At 44.2% G+C, this 16,646-nt stretch carries 16 protein-coding genes and 1 riboswitch; of the genes, 12 read left to right on the plus strand and 4 right to left on the minus strand.

The genetic code is table 11. From position 1 onward, the window contains the following. The first annotated feature begins 3 nt into the window (after positions 1-3). The 7 genes from AEQ18_RS12955 (at position 4) to purB (ending at position 6,676) form a co-directional block, all read left to right on the plus strand. Positions 4-606: a glycoside hydrolase family 73 protein gene (locus AEQ18_RS12955; protein WP_054116752.1), complete on the plus strand. Its 603-nt coding sequence runs from the start codon at positions 4-6 to the stop codon at positions 604-606. Positions 607-629: 23 nt separating this feature from the next. Beyond that, positions 630-1,310 carry a hydrolase gene (locus AEQ18_RS12960; protein WP_054116753.1) on the plus strand — a complete coding sequence of 227 codons (681 nt, stop codon included), beginning with the start codon at positions 630-632 and terminating at the stop codon, positions 1,308-1,310. A gap of 67 nt (positions 1,311-1,377) precedes the next feature. Further along, a riboswitch (purine riboswitch) is annotated at positions 1,378-1,475 on the plus strand. A gap of 72 nt (positions 1,476-1,547) precedes the next feature. Beyond that, positions 1,548-2,129, plus strand: coding sequence for a xanthine phosphoribosyltransferase (locus tag AEQ18_RS12965; RefSeq protein ID WP_054116754.1), 582 nt, complete (start codon positions 1,548-1,550; stop codon positions 2,127-2,129). A gap of 1 nt (position 2,130) precedes the next feature. Continuing rightward, positions 2,131-3,450: a nucleobase:cation symporter-2 family protein gene (locus AEQ18_RS12970; RefSeq protein ID WP_054116755.1), complete on the plus strand. Its 1,320-nt coding sequence runs from the start codon at positions 2,131-2,133 to the stop codon at positions 3,448-3,450. Between the two features lie 315 nt (positions 3,451-3,765). Next, positions 3,766-4,269 carry a 5-(carboxyamino)imidazole ribonucleotide mutase gene (gene purE, locus AEQ18_RS12975; protein WP_054116756.1) on the plus strand — a complete coding sequence of 168 codons (504 nt, stop codon included), beginning with the start codon at positions 3,766-3,768 and terminating at the stop codon, positions 4,267-4,269. Further along, on the plus strand, positions 4,238-5,365 hold the full coding sequence (gene purK / locus AEQ18_RS12980) for a 5-(carboxyamino)imidazole ribonucleotide synthase (protein ID WP_054116757.1): 1,128 nt from the start codon (positions 4,238-4,240) through the stop codon (positions 5,363-5,365). The genes purE and purK overlap by 32 nt, the downstream gene beginning before the upstream one ends. A 12-nt stretch (positions 5,366-5,377) precedes the next feature. Further along, positions 5,378-6,676, plus strand: a complete 1,299-nt coding sequence (gene purB / locus AEQ18_RS12985) for an adenylosuccinate lyase (RefSeq protein ID WP_054116758.1) — start codon at positions 5,378-5,380, stop codon at positions 6,674-6,676. A 100-nt stretch (positions 6,677-6,776) separates the two neighbouring features. Here purB and rsgA read toward each other — a convergent pair whose 3' ends face one another. From rsgA to AEQ18_RS13005, 4 genes are all read right to left on the minus strand, one after another. Continuing rightward, entirely contained in the window at positions 6,777-7,727 is a 951-nt protein-coding gene (gene rsgA / locus AEQ18_RS12990) for a ribosome small subunit-dependent GTPase A (protein WP_054116759.1), read from the minus strand. Between the two features lie 179 nt (positions 7,728-7,906). After that, positions 7,907-9,946: a penicillin-binding protein PBP4(5) gene (gene pbp4, locus AEQ18_RS12995; protein ID WP_054116760.1), complete on the minus strand. Its 2,040-nt coding sequence runs from the start codon at positions 9,944-9,946 to the stop codon at positions 7,907-7,909. Beyond that, positions 9,943-10,557 carry a DUF1054 domain-containing protein gene (locus tag AEQ18_RS13000; RefSeq protein WP_054116761.1) on the minus strand — a complete coding sequence of 205 codons (615 nt, stop codon included), beginning with the start codon at positions 10,555-10,557 and terminating at the stop codon, positions 9,943-9,945. The genes pbp4 and AEQ18_RS13000 overlap by 4 nt, the downstream gene beginning before the upstream one ends. 110 nt (positions 10,558-10,667) lie before the next feature. Beyond that, positions 10,668-11,048 carry a hypothetical protein gene (locus tag AEQ18_RS13005; RefSeq protein WP_054116762.1) on the minus strand — a complete coding sequence of 127 codons (381 nt, stop codon included), beginning with the start codon at positions 11,046-11,048 and terminating at the stop codon, positions 10,668-10,670. Positions 11,049-11,319: 271 nt separating this feature from the next. On the opposite strand from AEQ18_RS13005, the gene purC reads away from it, so the two are divergent. Genes purC through purF form a run of 5 tightly spaced genes read left to right on the plus strand, consistent with a single transcriptional unit; the run spans position 11,320 to position 16,609 of the window. Beyond that, complete coding sequence (gene purC / locus AEQ18_RS13010) at positions 11,320-12,045, plus strand: phosphoribosylaminoimidazolesuccinocarboxamide synthase (protein WP_054116763.1); 726 nt, start codon at positions 11,320-11,322, stop codon at positions 12,043-12,045. After that, positions 12,036-12,308 (plus strand): phosphoribosylformylglycinamidine synthase subunit PurS, encoded by a 273-nt coding sequence (gene purS, locus AEQ18_RS13015; RefSeq protein WP_054116764.1) that lies wholly within the window; start codon positions 12,036-12,038, stop codon positions 12,306-12,308. Before purC ends, purS begins: the two co-directional genes overlap by 10 nt. After that, on the plus strand, positions 12,305-12,982 hold the full coding sequence (purQ, locus tag AEQ18_RS13020; RefSeq protein WP_054116765.1) for a phosphoribosylformylglycinamidine synthase subunit PurQ: 678 nt from the start codon (positions 12,305-12,307) through the stop codon (positions 12,980-12,982). Before purS ends, purQ begins: the two co-directional genes overlap by 4 nt. Continuing rightward, entirely contained in the window at positions 12,975-15,203 is a 2,229-nt protein-coding gene (gene purL, locus AEQ18_RS13025; protein ID WP_054116766.1) for a phosphoribosylformylglycinamidine synthase subunit PurL, read from the plus strand. The genes purQ and purL overlap by 8 nt, the downstream gene beginning before the upstream one ends. After that, positions 15,188-16,609, plus strand: a complete 1,422-nt coding sequence (gene purF / locus AEQ18_RS13030; RefSeq protein WP_054116767.1) for an amidophosphoribosyltransferase — start codon at positions 15,188-15,190, stop codon at positions 16,607-16,609. The genes purL and purF overlap by 16 nt, the downstream gene beginning before the upstream one ends. Positions 16,610-16,646 lie beyond the last annotated feature (37 nt).

Here is a 16,646-nt window from a genome sequence, read left to right on the forward strand (position 1 = left end):
TTAATGGCAAGAAAAAAGAAAAAGAATAGCCGTTTTCCTTTGGTCTTTTTAGGCGTTATCCTGATTGGGATCGCCTTTATTTTCTCATTGAATAGTTTGGCTGACCCAGTACCAAAAAACGACCAAGAAAATGCTGCAGAAATGACCCAGCAAGCATTCATCGATTATTTGGCACCCCATGCTGAAGAATTGCAAAAGGGGTATGGCATCTTGCCTAGCATTATTTTGGGGCAGGCTATCTTGGAATCGGATTGGGGCAAAAGTACATTAGCAAGTGAATACCATAATTTGTTTGGAATTAAGTCATTTGGCCATTCAAAAAAAGTGACATTAGATACCCAAGAGTTTTATAATGGAGAATGGGTAACGATTCAAGGTGATTTCCGGGTCTATGATTCATGGGAAGAGTCAATGGATGACCACACCATGCTATTTGTGAATGGTGTTGATTGGAATCCGGCGCTTTACGAGCATGTATTGACAGCAACTGATTATCAGACTGCTGCACAGGCATTGCAAGATGCAGGATATGCGACGGATCCTGATTATGCCGCCAAGATTATTTCTGTGATCGAAACCTATCAATTGGATCGTTTTGACCAATAAATGATAAAGAGAGTTGGTTGGCTATGGAAGAAAAATTTATGCCAAAAATCACGACGGATCTACGCAAAGATATCGTAAAAGTACCAAAGGTGATCCGAGAAGCCAGTGGCATTCAAATCTTCGGTAAACAAATTCGTTCCATAATTTTTACTACTGACATTGCGATCATTCGCAATACCAATGCGGATGCAGTGATTGCAGTCTATCCTTTTACCCCTCATCCAGCGATTACGAAGGCCATCATTGAAGCCGCAGATATTCCAGTTTTTTCTGGCGTAGGGGGTGGGTTGACCCAAGGGTTTCGCTCTTCTTATATGAGCATGTTTGCGGAAGCGCAAGGTTCGATCGGTGTGGTACTCAATGGCCCGACGCCTTTAAAGACAGTCGAGCAAGTTTGCAAGGTGGTGGACATCCCTGTCATCAGCACTGTGACCAGCAAATATACGGAAATCGACGCCAAACTCGAAGCCGGTGTCAAAGTTATCAATATCAGTGCGGGGAAAGATACAGCAGAAACAGTCGCTTTCTTCCGTAAAAAATATCCCAAACTGCCTATCATTGCAACGGGGGGACCCACAGAAGAAAGTATTTTGGAAACGATCGAAGCTGGCGCCAATGCCATTACCTATACGCCACCTTCAAATGGCGAGTTGTTCAGTAAGAAAATGGATCACTACCGTGATATGGAAAAACCTGAACAATAAATGAGAATAATCTTATTTTTTTCGGGGTTTCTGAACTTGCTATTTTAATCAAATCAAGGCATAATCGATTTTATCATAAAAAATTACTTGTATATCGTCGAAATATGGTCGACAGTTTCTACCCAATACCTTAAATATTGGACTATAAGTAAAAATCGTGCCTGAAGACACTTTTTTTGCTTTTGCAAAAGAAGTGTCTTTTTTTTCAGGATAGAATAGAAAGGAACGAACGCTAGGATGGAAAAATTGGTTGAACGAATCAAAGAACAAGGAAATGTACTGGATGAAGGTGTGTTGAAAGTAGATGCTTTCTTGACCCACCAAGTTGATCCGCAATTGATGAAAGAGATTGGGCATACGTTCGCAGACGTGTTTAAAGACAAAGGCATCACGAAAGTTGTCACGATCGAAGCATCTGGGATCGCACCGGCATTGTATACGGCTGAAGCCTTAGCAGTACCGATGATTTTTGCTAGAAAAGCCAAAAGCTTGACTATGGATGAAGAACTTTTGACAGCTTCTGTGTATTCTTTTACCAAGCAAGTCACGAGCCAGGTATCGATTTCAAAGAAATTTTTGTCCCAAGATGATACAGTCTTGATCATTGATGACTTTTTAGCCAATGGCCAAGCAGCCAAAGGGTTGATTGAACTCTGTCAACAAGCTGGTGCAACAGTTGTTGGTATTGGGATCGTGATCGAAAAATCTTTCCAATCCGGCCGTGCGTTGTTGGAGAATATGGATATTCCAGTGGTGTCATTGGCACGCATTGCTTCTTTGACACATGGAGAAGCAGCCTTTTTAGAAGGAGATGCTTAAAATGAAAGAAACCAATAGTCGGGCAGCTGTCCTTGGTTTGCAGCATTTGCTAGCGATGTACGCAGGCGCAGTAGCTGTCCCTTTGTTGATCGGCACAGGTTTGGGATTCAATGAAAGCCAAATGACCTACTTGATTTCAATCGATATCTTTATGTGTGGCGTGGCAACTTTGCTGCAATTAGTAGTGACCCGCTTCTTTGGGATTGGCTTGCCAGTTGTATTGGGCTGTGCGATCCAAGCGGTTTCTCCTCTAATTTTGATTGGTACCAAATCAGGCATCTCTGCCATCTATGGCGCAGTGATCGCAGCAGGCATCTTTATTGTGTTGATCGCTGGTGTATTTTCAAAAATCAAAGTTTTGTTCCCCCCATTAGTGACTGGCACTGTGATCACTGTTATCGGACTGACGCTGATTCCCGTCGCCATCACGAAAATCGGCGGTGGCGATGCTGCAGCCGCTGATTTTGGCAGCAGCACCAATTTGCTGATTGGTTTCGTGACCATTGCATTGATCATCGGTGTCCAAGTTTTAGGCAGAGGCTTTTTGCGTTCGATTGCCGTGTTGGTGGGCCTTGTAGGCGGAACGATTTTGGCAGCGTTCCTCGGGCTAGTTGATTTGTCGGCAATCAGCCATGCGCCAATTTTCCACTTGCCCCAACCGTTTTACTTTGGCAAACCAACGTTTGATATTTGGTCGATTGTCTTGATGATCATTATTTCAATCGTGAGCTTAGTAGAATCAACGGGTGTCTATTTTGCATTAGGAGATATCACAGAAAAACCCATCACAGGGGATGATCTGAAACGAGGCTATCGGGCAGAAGGTTTGGCGGTTATCTTAGGTGGGATTTTTAATACGTTCCCTTATACTGGTTTCTCTCAAAATGTCGGCCTGGTTCAATTATCAGGTATCAAAACACGGAAACCGATTTTCTTTTCAGCACTCTTTTTGATTATTTTGGGCTTGTTTCCTAAAATTGGTGCGATTGCACAAATTATTCCTGAAGCTGTTTTAGGCGGTGGGATGTTGGTGATGTTTGGGATGGTGGCTGTGCAAGGAATGAAAATGTTGAGTAAAGTCGATTTTGCCAATGACAAAAATCTGCTGATCATCGCCGTGTCGATCGGCTTTGGCTTAGGTTTCAATACGATGCCCACATTATTCAGTCAAATGCCTGAAACAGTGCAAATGTTCACTGGAAATGGGATTGTCATGAGTAGTTTGACAGCCATTGTTCTGAATTTAGTCTTTAACGGTCTGCCAAAAGCGTCAAAAGAAAGCGATTTGGCTTTTGCTGTTGAAGAAACGAAAGACATATAGCACGTTGGATTATGTGCAGTCAAAAAACCAGATGTACCTGTTGTTGGGATCAACAATGGTCTTCTGGTTTTTTTATTTTTCGTAAAAAGTTCGATTTAAACTATTTTTATCCCACGACCTGCGCATAAGTATCGGTTTAAAACGAACATTATATATTTTATCTATAAAATAGTTCGAAAAAATTTTGACTTTTTCGCAGTCGGTTGCTAGTATTTAGATTGTAAGTGACATGCGATTGTCAAATGATCGTCAGGGTCAACCTGAAGTCGATAGATGGACCCGAATAAGATGAAATCGATCCTTGGAGGAGATAGAATGAAACCTTTAGTTGCTGTGATCATGGGTAGTACATCGGATTGGGAAACGATGCAAGCAAGCTGTGCTATCTTAGATGAGTTGGAGATTTCCTATTTGAAAAAAGTGGTGTCTGCACATCGAACACCAGATTTGATGTTTTCTTTTGCTGAAGAAGCCAGGGGAAATGGCTTAAAAGTGATCATTGCAGGGGCTGGCGGAGCGGCTCATTTGCCAGGGATGGTCGCGGCCAAAACGACATTACCAGTGATTGGTGTACCTGTTCAGTCCAAAGCACTGAATGGCTTGGATTCTTTGTTATCGATCGTTCAAATGCCGGCGGGTGTGCCCGTAGCGACCACTGCCATCGGAAAAGCAGGGGCTTCTAATGCAGGACTACTTGCAGGACAGATGCTTTCCATGTATGATTTAAAGATAGCGGAGAAATTAGACGCGCGAAGAAATAAACTTAAAGAAATCGTAATGGAAAGTAGTGATCAACTTGATGAAACCATTAATGCCTAATCGCACGATCGGCATTGTCGGAGGCGGTCAATTAGGCCGGATGATGGCGATGAGTGCCAAAAAAATGGGCTTTCGTGTAGGTGTTTTAGACCCTGCAGCCAATTGTCCCACTGCACAAGTCGCAGACTGGCACATCGTCGCTGCCTATGATGATGTCTTTGCCTTAGAAGAGATGGCACGCCGTGCAGATGTGATCACCTATGAATTTGAAAATGTGAGTGTTGAAGCGCTGAACTCGATTTTGCCGTATGCCAGCATTCCGCAAGGTACGGACCTGTTGGCCATCACCCAAGACCGTTTACTAGAAAAGTCCTTCTTAGAAGCCAACAATATCGTGATCGCACCTTACGCGACGATCATCAGCCCAACCGATATCCAAGATGCGATCGAAAGCATTGGCTATCCTTGTGTATTGAAAACCACCCGTGGCGGCTATGATGGCAAAGGCCAATATGTCTTGTACAGTACAGCAGATCTAGCGCCCTCAATGAATCTGCTGCGAGAAGGAACCTGCGAGTTGGAGGCCTGGATCCCATTCGAAAAGGAATTATCGATCTTAGTAGCGGGCAACGGTGAAACATTTACGACATTTCCCGTTGTCGAAAATATCCATCGCAATAATATTTTGCATCAAACGATCGCGCCAGCAAATATTGATCCTGAGGTTGCCGAAGAAGCCAAACGAATTGCGCATATTATTGCCAAATCATTGGATCTCCAAGGCGTATTGGCGATTGAAATGTTCTTGACTAAAAGTGGCGGTCTATATGTGAATGAATTGGCACCAAGACCGCATAATTCTGGTCACTATACGATCGAGGCATGTTCCATGAGTCAATTTGATGCCCATATTCGCGGTATTTGCAGTTGGCCGTTGCCAGACGTTGACTTATTGTCGCCAGCATTGATGGTCAATGTGCTGGGAGAAGCCTTGACCGATACGTATGATTTGATTGCAGTCAAACCGGATTGGCAATTTCATTATTATGGCAAGGAAGAAGCCAAAAAAGGCCGCAAAATGGGACATATCACCATTTTGTCAGATGACATTGCCGGCTTATCGGAAGAAATATATCAAACCAATATTTGGGATTAAAGGAGAAATGACATGTTAGAGCGTTATACAAGACCAGAAATGGGTGCGATCTGGACAGATCAAAATCGTTATCAAGCGTGGCTTGAGGTTGAAATCTTAGCGGATGAGGCTTGGGCCGAATTGGGGGAGATCCCTAAGGAAGATGTCGCTTTGATTCGTGAGAAAGCGACATTTGACATTGATCGAATCTTGGAGATTGAAGCCCAAACCAGACATGATGTCGTGGCCTTTACCCGTGCAGTTTCAGAATCTTTAGGTGCTGAAAGCAAGTGGGTCCATTATGGATTGACGTCAACGGATGTCGTGGATACTGCTTATGGGTATTTAATGAAACAAGCCAATGATCTGATTCGCGAAGATCTTGCGCGTTTTGTTGAGATATTGGGCAACAAAGCCAAAGAGTATAAAGATACCGTCATGATGGGCAGAACCCATGGTGTCCATGCAGAGCCGACTACATTTGGTCTAAAACTTGCTTTATGGTATTCAGAAATGAAACGCAACGTGGATCGTTTTGAGCGAGCTGCTGCTGGCGTCGAAGCTGGTAAAATCAGCGGTGCAGTTGGGACATTTGCCAATATCCCGCCGTTTGTAGAAACCTATGTCTGCGAAAAGTTAGGGATTCGTCCACAAGATATCTCCACCCAAGTCTTGCCAAGGGATCTTCATGCAGAATATTTTTCTGCTATGGCATTGATTGCGACAAGTATCGAAAAATTTGCCACAGAGATTCGCGGCTTACAAAAATCTGAGACCCGCGAAGTAGAAGAATTCTTTGCCAAAGGCCAAAAAGGCTCTTCAGCGATGCCTCACAAACGCAATCCAATCGGTTCAGAAAATATGGCTGGTTTGGCCCGCGTGGTGAGAGGCCATATGCTGACGGCGTATGAAAATGTATCTTTGTGGCATGAAAGAGATATTTCGCACTCTTCGGCAGAGCGGATCATCGTGCCGGATACAACGATTCTGATCGATTATATGCTGCATCGTTTTGGCAATATCGTCAAAAACTTGACTGTCTTCCCCGACAATATGAAACGCAATATGAACGCGACGTTCGGTTTGATCTATAGTCAACGTGTGTTGCTGAAATTGATCGATCATGGCTTGACCCGAGAAGAAGCCTATGATTTGGTCCAACCTAAAACGGCAGAAGCCTGGGACGAGCAAACGGATTTTAGACCCTTACTAGAAGCAGATCAACAAATCATGTCGATTTTATCATCGGAGGATCTTGATGATGCCTTTGATTATCGTCATCATTTGAAACAGGTAGATACGATTTTTGCGCGTGTGGGATTAGGGGAATAAAGCAAAAGTGACGCTGATTCTAAATAGGTCGAAGGAGTCACATCCACCTGTGAATTAAATGAAAGAGACAAACCTAGATGTCAAGGTTTGTCTCTTTTTTCTAATGCTTCAATAGTTTATCAAATCGTTCTTTTCGTTTTAAATACGCTATTTCTTTTTCCATTTTGCGATAGCGCTTGAAAAGGTCTTGATCCAGGGATCCATCTAAAAGAGCCTCTTTCACTGCACAATTAGGTTCACTTTTATGCTGGCAATCATTGAACCGACACGCGCGTGCCAGGTCGAGGATTTCTTGGAAATGCTGCTCCACTGCCGTGGTAGATACTGTCGCTAAACCAACTTCTCGCATGCCGGGTGTATCGATGATCATGCTGCCGTTCGGCAGAACGAATAATTCGCGATTAGTTGTTGTATGCTTTCCCCGTGCATCATTTTCGCGGATCTCTTTTGTCGATTGATTGGCTGATTTAACTAATTGGTTGATCAAAGTAGACTTGCCGACACCAGATGAGCCAATAAAAGTGACGATTTTACCTGCTTCTAGATAAGGCATAAATGTTGCACAAGGGTCTTGGCAGTGATTGCTGGTGATGACTGACAGGCCGATAAAATGTTGGTTCATGCTTTGAATGTACGCAGCAATTTCATTTTCTGAACGCAAGTCAGTTTTTGTTAAAACAAAAACTGGTGTTGCACCACTATCCCAAACGAGGGTGGTCAACCGTTCCAAGCGCGCCAAATTAAATTCTTCATTGGCGCTAGTGGTTATAAAAACTGTGTCGATATTTGCAGCGATTCCTTGTTCGTCTTGTCTTTGTCCAGCTACTTTTCTTTGTAAGAAACTGTGTCGCGGCAGTACATCCTCGATAATAAAATGATCAGTATCATGGGTGCTTCCTTGGACCAAATCGCCAACGATCGGAAATGCACGAAACGTTTGATGTGTATTTCTGAATTTTCCTGACACTTGGCCTAACACGATTTGGTTGTCAGCCAACAATATCTTCGATAGATCTTTTGCTTGAAAAATTACTCTTCCAGTTTGTTTCATTCATCTTCCTCCTAAATATTTGGAGGTTCTATGAACAGAAAACCTCCACTTGATTCATTACACGAATGGTTTTCATAAGACATCATCCTTTCTGAATAAAATTAAAAATCAGCATTGATCGCTGTTTTTTTTGAATGTATACAAAAATTGAAGGTATTTGACACGATCTTGACAATGGCTTAGTATTTCCCAGCCAAATAAGTCAATAGATCAGGGCCCAATTTGGTTGCTGATTGGCCTTCTTCCCGGTTATCTAACATTGATAAGAGGAGATAGCCTTGGTCTTCGCTGTCGAAAGCAAAGAGGAAGCTGTTTTCTTGCCCTTGCTCATCTTGTGTATCTTTGATTTCAGCGGTACCGGTTTTGGCAGCTAACGGAATACCTAAGCTGGCCAACGTATGTGCAGTCCCATTGGCGTCCGAAACCACGGCCTGCAAATCATTGTTGATCTGTGCAATCGTGTCCGGCTTGAAGACTTCTTTGTCTTTTGTTTCAGCGTCTAATAGCAATTTGGGATAAACAAGCTTTCCTTGATTGGCGAAAACGGAATAGGTCGTCGCTTGTTGGATCGGATTCATCAATAGTTCACCTTGGCCATAGCCTGTATCGGCCAACAAAATCTCAGAATTGAAGGTATCCTCATTAGAGATTTGGGCTGCGTTCATAGAAAAAGGCAAGTCTAAATCTTCGCCGAAGATCAAGGAAGACAAGCCTTCACGAAAGGCATCTTCTCCCATAGCTAAGGTTTGCTGCGCCATATAAATATTGTCAGAATAAACCAATGCTTGCTGCAAGTTGACAGAAGCCACATCTGTGACTCGAGTGACATAGTAATCGCCCCAAGAGCTGTCTTTTTGCCATTTAAGACCAGAAATATTCATAGATTGTTCAGGATCAATGGTGCTGTTTTCTAGACCGATGGCAGCTGTGATGGTTTTAAAAGTGGAACCAGGGGCGTATGCCGTAGTGAAACGACTAATGAATGGCAGTTTTTCGTCATTTTCATACGCATCGTAAGCTTCTTGAGAGATACCATTGGTCATCAAATTCGGGTCGTAACTAGGAGAGCTGGCCAATACCAATAAATCACCGCTCTTAGGTTCAGTAACAACAGTTGCACCAGCTTGGCCATCTAATGCATCAAAAGCGATTTGCTGCGCTTCTTGATCGATGGTTAGTTGGATGTCCGCGCCATCTTGGCGGTCTTTTTCTAACAATACTTCTTTTTCTGTGCCTTCTTCATCGGTGATCGTGATTTGGCCACCGTTTTCGCCCCGTAATGTGTCATCGTAAGCGGCTTCCAAACCAGCACGGCCAATCTGGCTATTGCTGGACAGTGAAGGATTGCTTTCAATATCTTCAGCGGTCACATTTCCCAAGTAGCCGATCAATTGCGCCGCGGCTTCTCCGAGGGGATAACGCCTGCCGGTTGTCTCTTGGATCGAGGCGCCAGTAGGCAGATCCGCTGTATTGTCAACGATGCTCAATGGAACGAAATAGTCGTCTTGGACCCACGATTGTGATAGTGCCGTGTTGATCGTTTCTTCTGTCACATCGAATTGATCTGCGATCGCCTTGATGTTGGCTGTTTTTTCATCACCTGTACCTAATTCTCCGGGAATGATCCCTAACTGATACAAGGTGCCATTTTCAGCTAATGGTTGATTGTTGCGGTCAAGGATCTCGCCACGCGTGGCGGTATCAACAGTTATACTCACTTTATCTTGTCCGCTCATGGAAGGGAAGATCATTTCAGGTGACCATTCAATCAGTGCATCCGTACCATCTACGCTAATCGTACCTTTATAGGTCAATGCTGTCAGCTCGCCTAAAGAAGTCGACATTGAAGCAGTGTAGCTAAAGTCATAGGTCTGACTGTCTGTGCTTTTTGTAACTGTCAGGTCATCGGCGGTATAATTCTCGGCGCCGATGCCAGTATAGATTGCTTGGTATTTTTCAACCAATTGCGCGTCGTCGTACGCATTGTCCGTCAAACTATTTTCAGTCATCAATTGAGGTAATGCATCAAAATCATTTTCATTCAACGCTTTGACGAATGTGGTCAAAGTTTTTTTTGCCGCCGCCAAGTGTTGATTCGTCTTGTACGTTTGATAGCCATAGAAGCTGCCGCCGATCAAGAGGATCATAAGGGGGAGGAGCAGCCATAGCCATTTGCGTTTGGAAACGCCAACGGCTTTGTTTCTTCGTGATTCATTCATGATTCAATCTTCTCCATTTCATTGATACCAGATCGTTGCAAGTATAAAGGCAATAATGCTTCATAGACAGCTAAAATTTCTGGCAGGGTAACGTCTTCGATTTGTGCTTTCGGAAAGATCTTCCCAATCTGACACTCACTTTTTTTGACTGTTTTTAACCGCAACAGGGTTGTTGACCACTCGCTAAGCGGGACAACATCGTATTTTGTATGGTCTGGGGAAATCACAAAATCTGCAGGCAATGACGAAAATAAATCGGGGGCTTCCAACCAAGAAGTAGCGATCTCTTGCTGATTTTTCGGTTGATCGATCACGCTCAACCAGACAAAGACATAGTCAGCATTGATACCGATTTGAAAATGGGCATCCATTTTATACCCACGTTTGTTTGGTCCGATTCCAGCCCATGTTTCCGCGGGTGGATAGACAGTTCGACGTCGGTGTTGGGCAATGTGGAGATAAAAGGGGGCGTGGCACTGTTCTTCGAATAAAGGAAGTGCCGCATCGCTGATTTGTTGGAAAATGGGTTGGATCTGGGCGCGGATCTGCGCCATGCGTTCTTCAAGCGTGTCGATCGTAAAAATCGTAAAATGTTCTTTTGTAAATAGCATCGTTCTGTCCTTTCTTTGCACTACCTATAGTATATCTAGTATAACAAAAAAAGCACGAAAATATCCGTGCTTTACCTTTTGATTTTTGTGTGGACAAGCTTTTCTTCAACTTAGGCAAATTTAGGTGTCCATGATTGGACAGACTGTACGTTGTGCAGGCGCTCCAGTAAAATATCGATAAAAGATGCATCCATTTCCACTAAGTCAAAGTAGACACGAAAACAGTAGGTATGCTTAAACAAATGCTGGCGATGGATCTGATGGATGATCAATTCTTCATTCACCCCGTTGCAGTATTGCAATACTCGTTTTCGTTCTTCGAGATAGTGGGGACGACTGTCTTTTTTCAAAAGACCAAAAGCATAGAAGCTCGTTTGTTGATTCAGTGCAACGATTTGATTCACAGCCAACAATTCATTATGAAGTGCCACTCTTTCTTTATCTGTCAAATGGGCCAAAAAATGATCGGCTCGTTCCTTCAGCGACCACATAGATGTACGCCTCCTCGAATAGTCCTTGCTCGACCTAATGATAGCATGAAAAAAATCAGATGTAAACGCTTCATGGAGAAAGCCAGCCGTTAGCGTTGGATATCTGGTATTTTCCCCATTTTTTCTATTTCGTTAAATACGAACGTTCGTAGAAAAACATCTGTAAAATGTCCATATATTCGTTGACCACCTCTTGCGTGGTTGCTAGAATAGAATCAATCAACAGAAGTGTCATTGCTGTGTGAATCTGAAAGCTTAAACGAGGTGGCGTATGGAAAAGGAAGTGCTTCTTTACGAAGGGAAAGCGAAAAAACTATTTAAGAAACCTGATTCAAACGAATTAAGAGTGGAATATCTCGACCAAGCAACAGCCCTAAATGGTCAAAAAAAAGATGCGATCCAAGGGAAAGGTGCGTTGAACAATCAAATCACCAGCTATCTTTTTCAATTGTTGGCCAAGGAAGGCATTCATAGTCATTTTATCAAAAAGTTATCTAAACACGAACAATTGATCGAAATGGTGGAGATGATTCCTTTAGAAGTCGTTGTGCGGAATGTCGCGGCTGGGAGTTTTTCAAAACGATTGGGGATCGAAGAAGGCACACCTTTGCCTCGACCGATCGTGGAATTCTATTACAAAGACGATGCACTAGATGATCCATTTATCAATGATGATCATATGGCTTATCTAGGTGTAGCAACAGTGGAAGAACGTGAAGGAATGCGGGATTTGGCTTTGCAAGTCAATGAAACTTTGCAAAAGATTTTTGCACAAATCTACATTCGTTTGATCGATTTTAAGATTGAAATTGGCAAAACAGTGCAAGGGGGATTACTTTTGGCTGATGAAATATCACCGGATACCTGCCGTTTGTGGGACGCTGTAACCAATGATCATTTGGATAAAGATATTTATCGTCGCGATCTAGGTGATATCTTGCCTGTGTATCAAGAAGTATACAATCGATTAGAAAAGGAGTTTTCATCATGTATTTAGTCAAAGTCTATGTGACATATAAAGATTCTGTTTTAGATCCCCAAGGAGAAGCGGTAAAAGGCGCTGTTCATCGTTTGGGCTATCAAGATGTTGCGTCGATCCGTATCGGTAAATATTTTGAGATCAAGGTAGCAGCTGCAGCAGGAAAAACAGAGACAGATGTCCAACAAGAAATCGAAGCTATCTGCGACAAACTTTTGGCCAATGTCAATATGGAAACGTATCGGTATGAAATCTCATGGTTGGAGGAAGTCAGTGTATGAAATTTGCGGTTATCGTCTTTCCAGGATCAAACTGTGATGTCGATTTGATGTGGGCAATCAAAGATATCATGGGGGCAGAAGCGGAATATGTTCGTCATGATGCCGATAGTTTGGCAGGATTTGACGGTGTCTTATTGCCTGGAGGATTTTCTTATGGTGACTATTTGCGTTGTGGGGCAATTGCTCGTTTTTCGGCAATCATGTCTGAAGTGATTCGTTTTGCAGAAGAAGGCAAGCCGGTCTTCGGTACTTGTAATGGATTTCAGATTTTGACAGAAGCCGGTTTGCTCCCTGGTGTACTGCAGCGAAATGAGTCACTGCATTTTATCAGCAAACCTGTCCAATTGACCGTCAACAATCAAACGGCGTTTACCTCTGAATATACAGCTGACGAGGTGATCACGATCCCTGTGGCCCATGGCGAAGGCAATTATTATTGTGATGAAGAAACATATGCCGAATTGGCGGCCAATCAGCAAATCGTGTTTCGTTATACGGAAAATGTGAATGGCAGTATCCACAATATTGCGGGTATTTGCAATCGTGCAGGCAATGTCTTAGGGATGATGCCGCATCCGGAACGAGCGGTGGAATCGCTGCTAGGTTCTGACGATGGCAAGCGATTCTTTGCCTCGATCTTAAAAAATTTTGGGAAGGTGCCAGTGAATGGATAAATTATTGTCGAATGAACCTACACCCCAAGCAATCAAAGAAACCAAACTGTATGAACAATGGGGATTGACCGAAGAAGAATACCGGATGATCAGTGAAGATATTCTAGGGCGTTTACCTAACTATACGGAAACGGGGTTGTTTTCAGTTATGTGGAGCGAACATTGTTCCTATAAAAACTCGAAACCAGTCTTGAAAAAATTCCCTACTACTGGACCGCAAGTGCTGCAAGGCCCGGGAGAAGGCGCAGGTATCGTTGATATTGGCGATGATTTGGCTGTCGTTTTCAAAGCGGAAAGCCATAATCACCCTTCAGCTGTCGAACCCTATGAAGGGGCAGCAACCGGTGTTGGCGGCATTATTCGGGATATTTTCAGTATGGGTGCCCGTCCGATCGCCATTTTAGATTCATTGCGCTTTGGCGAATTAGACAACCAACGGACGAAGTACTTATTGGAAGAAGTCGTGGCGGGCATTAGCGGGTACGGCAACTGTATAGGGATTCCAACTGTCGGCGGAGAAGTCGCTTTTGATTCTTGTTATGAAGGCAATCCGTTGGTCAATGCAATGTGCGTAGGGATTATCGACCATAAAGACATCCAAAAAGGACAGGCCAAAGGCGTAGGTAATACGATCATGTATGTTGGGGCGAAAACAGGACGCGATGGCATCCATGGGGCAACATTCGCTTCCGAGGAATTTGTAGAAGGTGAAGAGCAGCAGCGGTCAGCTGTCCAAGTTGGCGATCCTTTCATGGAAAAGCTGTTATTGGAGGCGTGTTTGGCGTTGATCGTGGACCATGCAGAGATTCTTGTCGGCATCCAGGATATGGGGGCTGCTGGACTGGTATCTTCCAGTGCCGAGATGGCTTCAAAGGCTGGTTCTGGTTTGATATTGTACCTGGACGATGTGCCGCAGCGGGAGACCAATATGACGCCCTATGAAATGATGTTGTCTGAATCACAAGAGCGGATGTTGATCTGTGTCAAAAAAGGCCATGAAGCTGAAGTGGAAGCCTTGTTTTTGCAATACGAATTAGATGCCGTAGTCATTGGTGAAGTGACTGATGATGGCAATTACCGGCTGTTCCATCAAGGTGTTGAAGTGGCTAACCTGCCTGTTGATGCCTTAGCGGAAGATGCGCCAACTTATTATAAAGACATGGCAGAACCTGAGCGGATCGCTCGCTTCCATGGGATGGCTGACTTTGAACCCGAAGCGGTTTCTGCCGATGCATTGTTATTACAGTTGCTGCAGCAACCGACGATCGCATCAAAACGCAGCATTTTTGAAACGTATGATTCGCAAGTGCGTACCAATACTGTGGTTGGTCCCGGGAGTGACGCAGCCGTGGTTCGGATCAAAGGGACCAACAAAGCGTTGGCGATGACCACGGATTGCAATGCGCGTTATCTTTATCTTGACCCTGAGGTTGGTGGGCAGATCGCCGTTGCAGAGGCGGCCAGAAATATTGTTGCATCAGGGGGTAAACCCTTAGCAATCACTGATTGTTTGAACTTTGGTTCTCCAGATAAACCGGAAGGCTTTTGGGAGTTGGCGACAGCTGCGGATGGTATCTCAGCTGCGTGTACTGCATTGGGGACGCCAGTGATTTCTGGAAATGTGTCATTGTATAACGAAACAAATGGACAGTCTGTTTATCCGACACCGGTGATTGGTATGGTTGGTTTGATCGAAGACTTGGCGCATATCACTACCCAAGCGTTCAAGCAGGCTGAAGACCTGATTTATGTGATCGGTGAGACGCAGCCTGATTTTAATGGCAGTGAGGTCCAAAAATTATTGACCCATGATATTGCTGGTAAGTTAATGGCGTTTGACTTATCAATTGAAAAGAAACATCAAGACTGTGTATTAAGAGGGATTCAAGCGGGTGTCATCAATAGTGCTCATGATTGTGCAGAAGGCGGGTTGGCAGTCGCATTAGCTGAAGCCGCTTTCGATGGTGAATTTGGATTTGAGGCAGCATTCGATATGCCGGCAACCTGGTTGTTTGCCGAAACGCAATCCCGTTTTGTCGTATCAGTAGCGAAAGAAAACCGAGCAGCTTTTGAAACGCTGGCAGGAAACATTGCTCGACACGTTGGTCAAGTGACGACGACTGGTGACATGATATTTCGAATGCAAGATGACACTGTGACCGTGCCTGTGAAAGAGGCGAAAGCCAAATGGGAGGATGCAATACCATGTCTTATGAAGTAAGAAGCTTAAATGAAGAATGCGGCGTGTTTGGTGTTTGGGGTCATCCCGACGCGGCTAGAGTGACTTACTTCGGCTTGCATAGTTTGCAGCACCGTGGGCAAGAAGGTGCTGGGATAGTAGCCAATCACCAAGGGCAGCTATCTGGACATCGTGATCTTGGCTTATTGGCTGAGGTGTTCTCGGATGAGCGTATATTGGATCGTTTGACGGGGGAGGCCGCGATCGGGCATGTGCGTTATGCAACGGCTGGCAATGGCAGTGTGGATAACATTCAACCTTTTTTGTTCAAATTTTTTGATCAGCAGATTGCATTGGCCCATAACGGCAATCTGACCAATGCTAAAACATTGCGAAGAACATTGGAATCTGATGGCGCGATCTTCCACTCGAATTCTGATACCGAGATTCTGATGCATTTGATTCGGCGAAGCAACCATATACATTTGATGGATCGGGTCAAAGAGGCATTGAATCAGGTCAAGGGCGGATTTGCGTATTTGTTGATCACAGAAGATTCAATGATCGCAGCATTGGATCCAAATGGTTTCCGTCCATTATCGATTGGCCAAATGGTCAATGGGGCATATGTGATTGCTTCAGAAACTTGTGCTTTAGAAGTGATTGGTGCTTCCTTTATTCGTGATGTCCGACCAGGTGAAGTGGTGATCATCAATGATGAAGGTGTGCAGATCGAACAGTACACATATGATGTCCAACCAGCCATCTGTGCGATGGAATTTATCTATTTTGCCCGACCTGATTCGAATATTGCTGGTGTCAATGTCCATCGTGCCCGCAAAAATATGGGTCGCCTGCTGGCGCAAGAGGCCGACGTTGAGGCGGATATGGTGATTGGTGTACCAAACTCTTCCTTGTCCGCTGCCAGCGGCTATGCGGAAGCTTCCGGTATTCCCTATGAGTTGGGCCTGGTAAAAAATCAATACATTGCGCGGACGTTCATTCAACCGACGCAAGAGTTGCGGGAACAAGGCGTGCGGATGAAACTTTCCGCTGTTCGAGGAGTGGTGGAAGGCAAGCGCGTGATTCTGGTGGATGATTCGATCGTTCGTGGTACGACCATACGCAGGATCGTCCAACTGTTGAAAGAAGCTGGTGCAAAAGAAGTCCATGTCCGGATTGGTTCACCACCGTTAAAATACCCTTGTTTTTACGGCATCGATATCCAAACTCGGGAAGAACTGATCGCTGCCCAATACAGCGAAACAGAGATTTGCCAAAAGATCGAAGCTGATTCCTTGGCTTTTTTGAGTGAAACTGGATTGATTGAAGCGATCGGTTTGCATTTTGATGCACCATACTCAGGGTTGTGCATGGCCTATTTCAACGGGGACTATCCGACACCTTTGTATGACTATGAAGCGAGTTATTTGGCATCTATCAAGTGAAAATCAGATAAATGAATCGTGAATCAAGGAAGCGTAC

This window comes from Enterococcus sp. RIT-PI-f, assembly GCF_001297065.1.
GTDB lineage: Bacteria > Bacillota > Bacilli > Lactobacillales > Enterococcaceae > Enterococcus_D.

Coding starts and splice junctions, on each gene's coding strand:
- AEQ18_RS12955 (WP_054116752.1), top strand. CDS start 4: ATGGCAAGAAAAAAGAAAAAGAATAGCCGTTTTCCTTTGGTCTTTTTA.
- AEQ18_RS12960 (WP_054116753.1), top strand. CDS start 630: ATGGAAGAAAAATTTATGCCAAAAATCACGACGGATCTACGCAAAGAT.
- AEQ18_RS12965 (WP_054116754.1), top strand. CDS start 1,548: ATGGAAAAATTGGTTGAACGAATCAAAGAACAAGGAAATGTACTGGAT.
- AEQ18_RS12970 (WP_054116755.1), top strand. CDS start 2,131: ATGAAAGAAACCAATAGTCGGGCAGCTGTCCTTGGTTTGCAGCATTTG.
- purE (WP_054116756.1), top strand. CDS start 3,766: ATGAAACCTTTAGTTGCTGTGATCATGGGTAGTACATCGGATTGGGAA.
- purB (WP_054116758.1), top strand. CDS start 5,378: ATGTTAGAGCGTTATACAAGACCAGAAATGGGTGCGATCTGGACAGAT.
- rsgA (WP_054116759.1), bottom strand. CDS start 7,727: ATGAAACAAACTGGAAGAGTAATTTTTCAAGCAAAAGATCTATCGAAG.
- pbp4 (WP_054116760.1), bottom strand. CDS start 9,946: ATGAATGAATCACGAAGAAACAAAGCCGTTGGCGTTTCCAAACGCAAA.
- AEQ18_RS13000 (WP_054116761.1), bottom strand. CDS start 10,557: ATGCTATTTACAAAAGAACATTTTACGATTTTTACGATCGACACGCTT.
- AEQ18_RS13005 (WP_054116762.1), bottom strand. CDS start 11,048: ATGTGGTCGCTGAAGGAACGAGCCGATCATTTTTTGGCCCATTTGACA.
- purC (WP_054116763.1), top strand. CDS start 11,320: ATGGAAAAGGAAGTGCTTCTTTACGAAGGGAAAGCGAAAAAACTATTT.
- purS (WP_054116764.1), top strand. CDS start 12,036: ATGTATTTAGTCAAAGTCTATGTGACATATAAAGATTCTGTTTTAGAT.
- purQ (WP_054116765.1), top strand. CDS start 12,305: ATGAAATTTGCGGTTATCGTCTTTCCAGGATCAAACTGTGATGTCGAT.
- purL (WP_054116766.1), top strand. CDS start 12,975: ATGGATAAATTATTGTCGAATGAACCTACACCCCAAGCAATCAAAGAA.
- purF (WP_054116767.1), top strand. CDS start 15,188: ATGTCTTATGAAGTAAGAAGCTTAAATGAAGAATGCGGCGTGTTTGGT.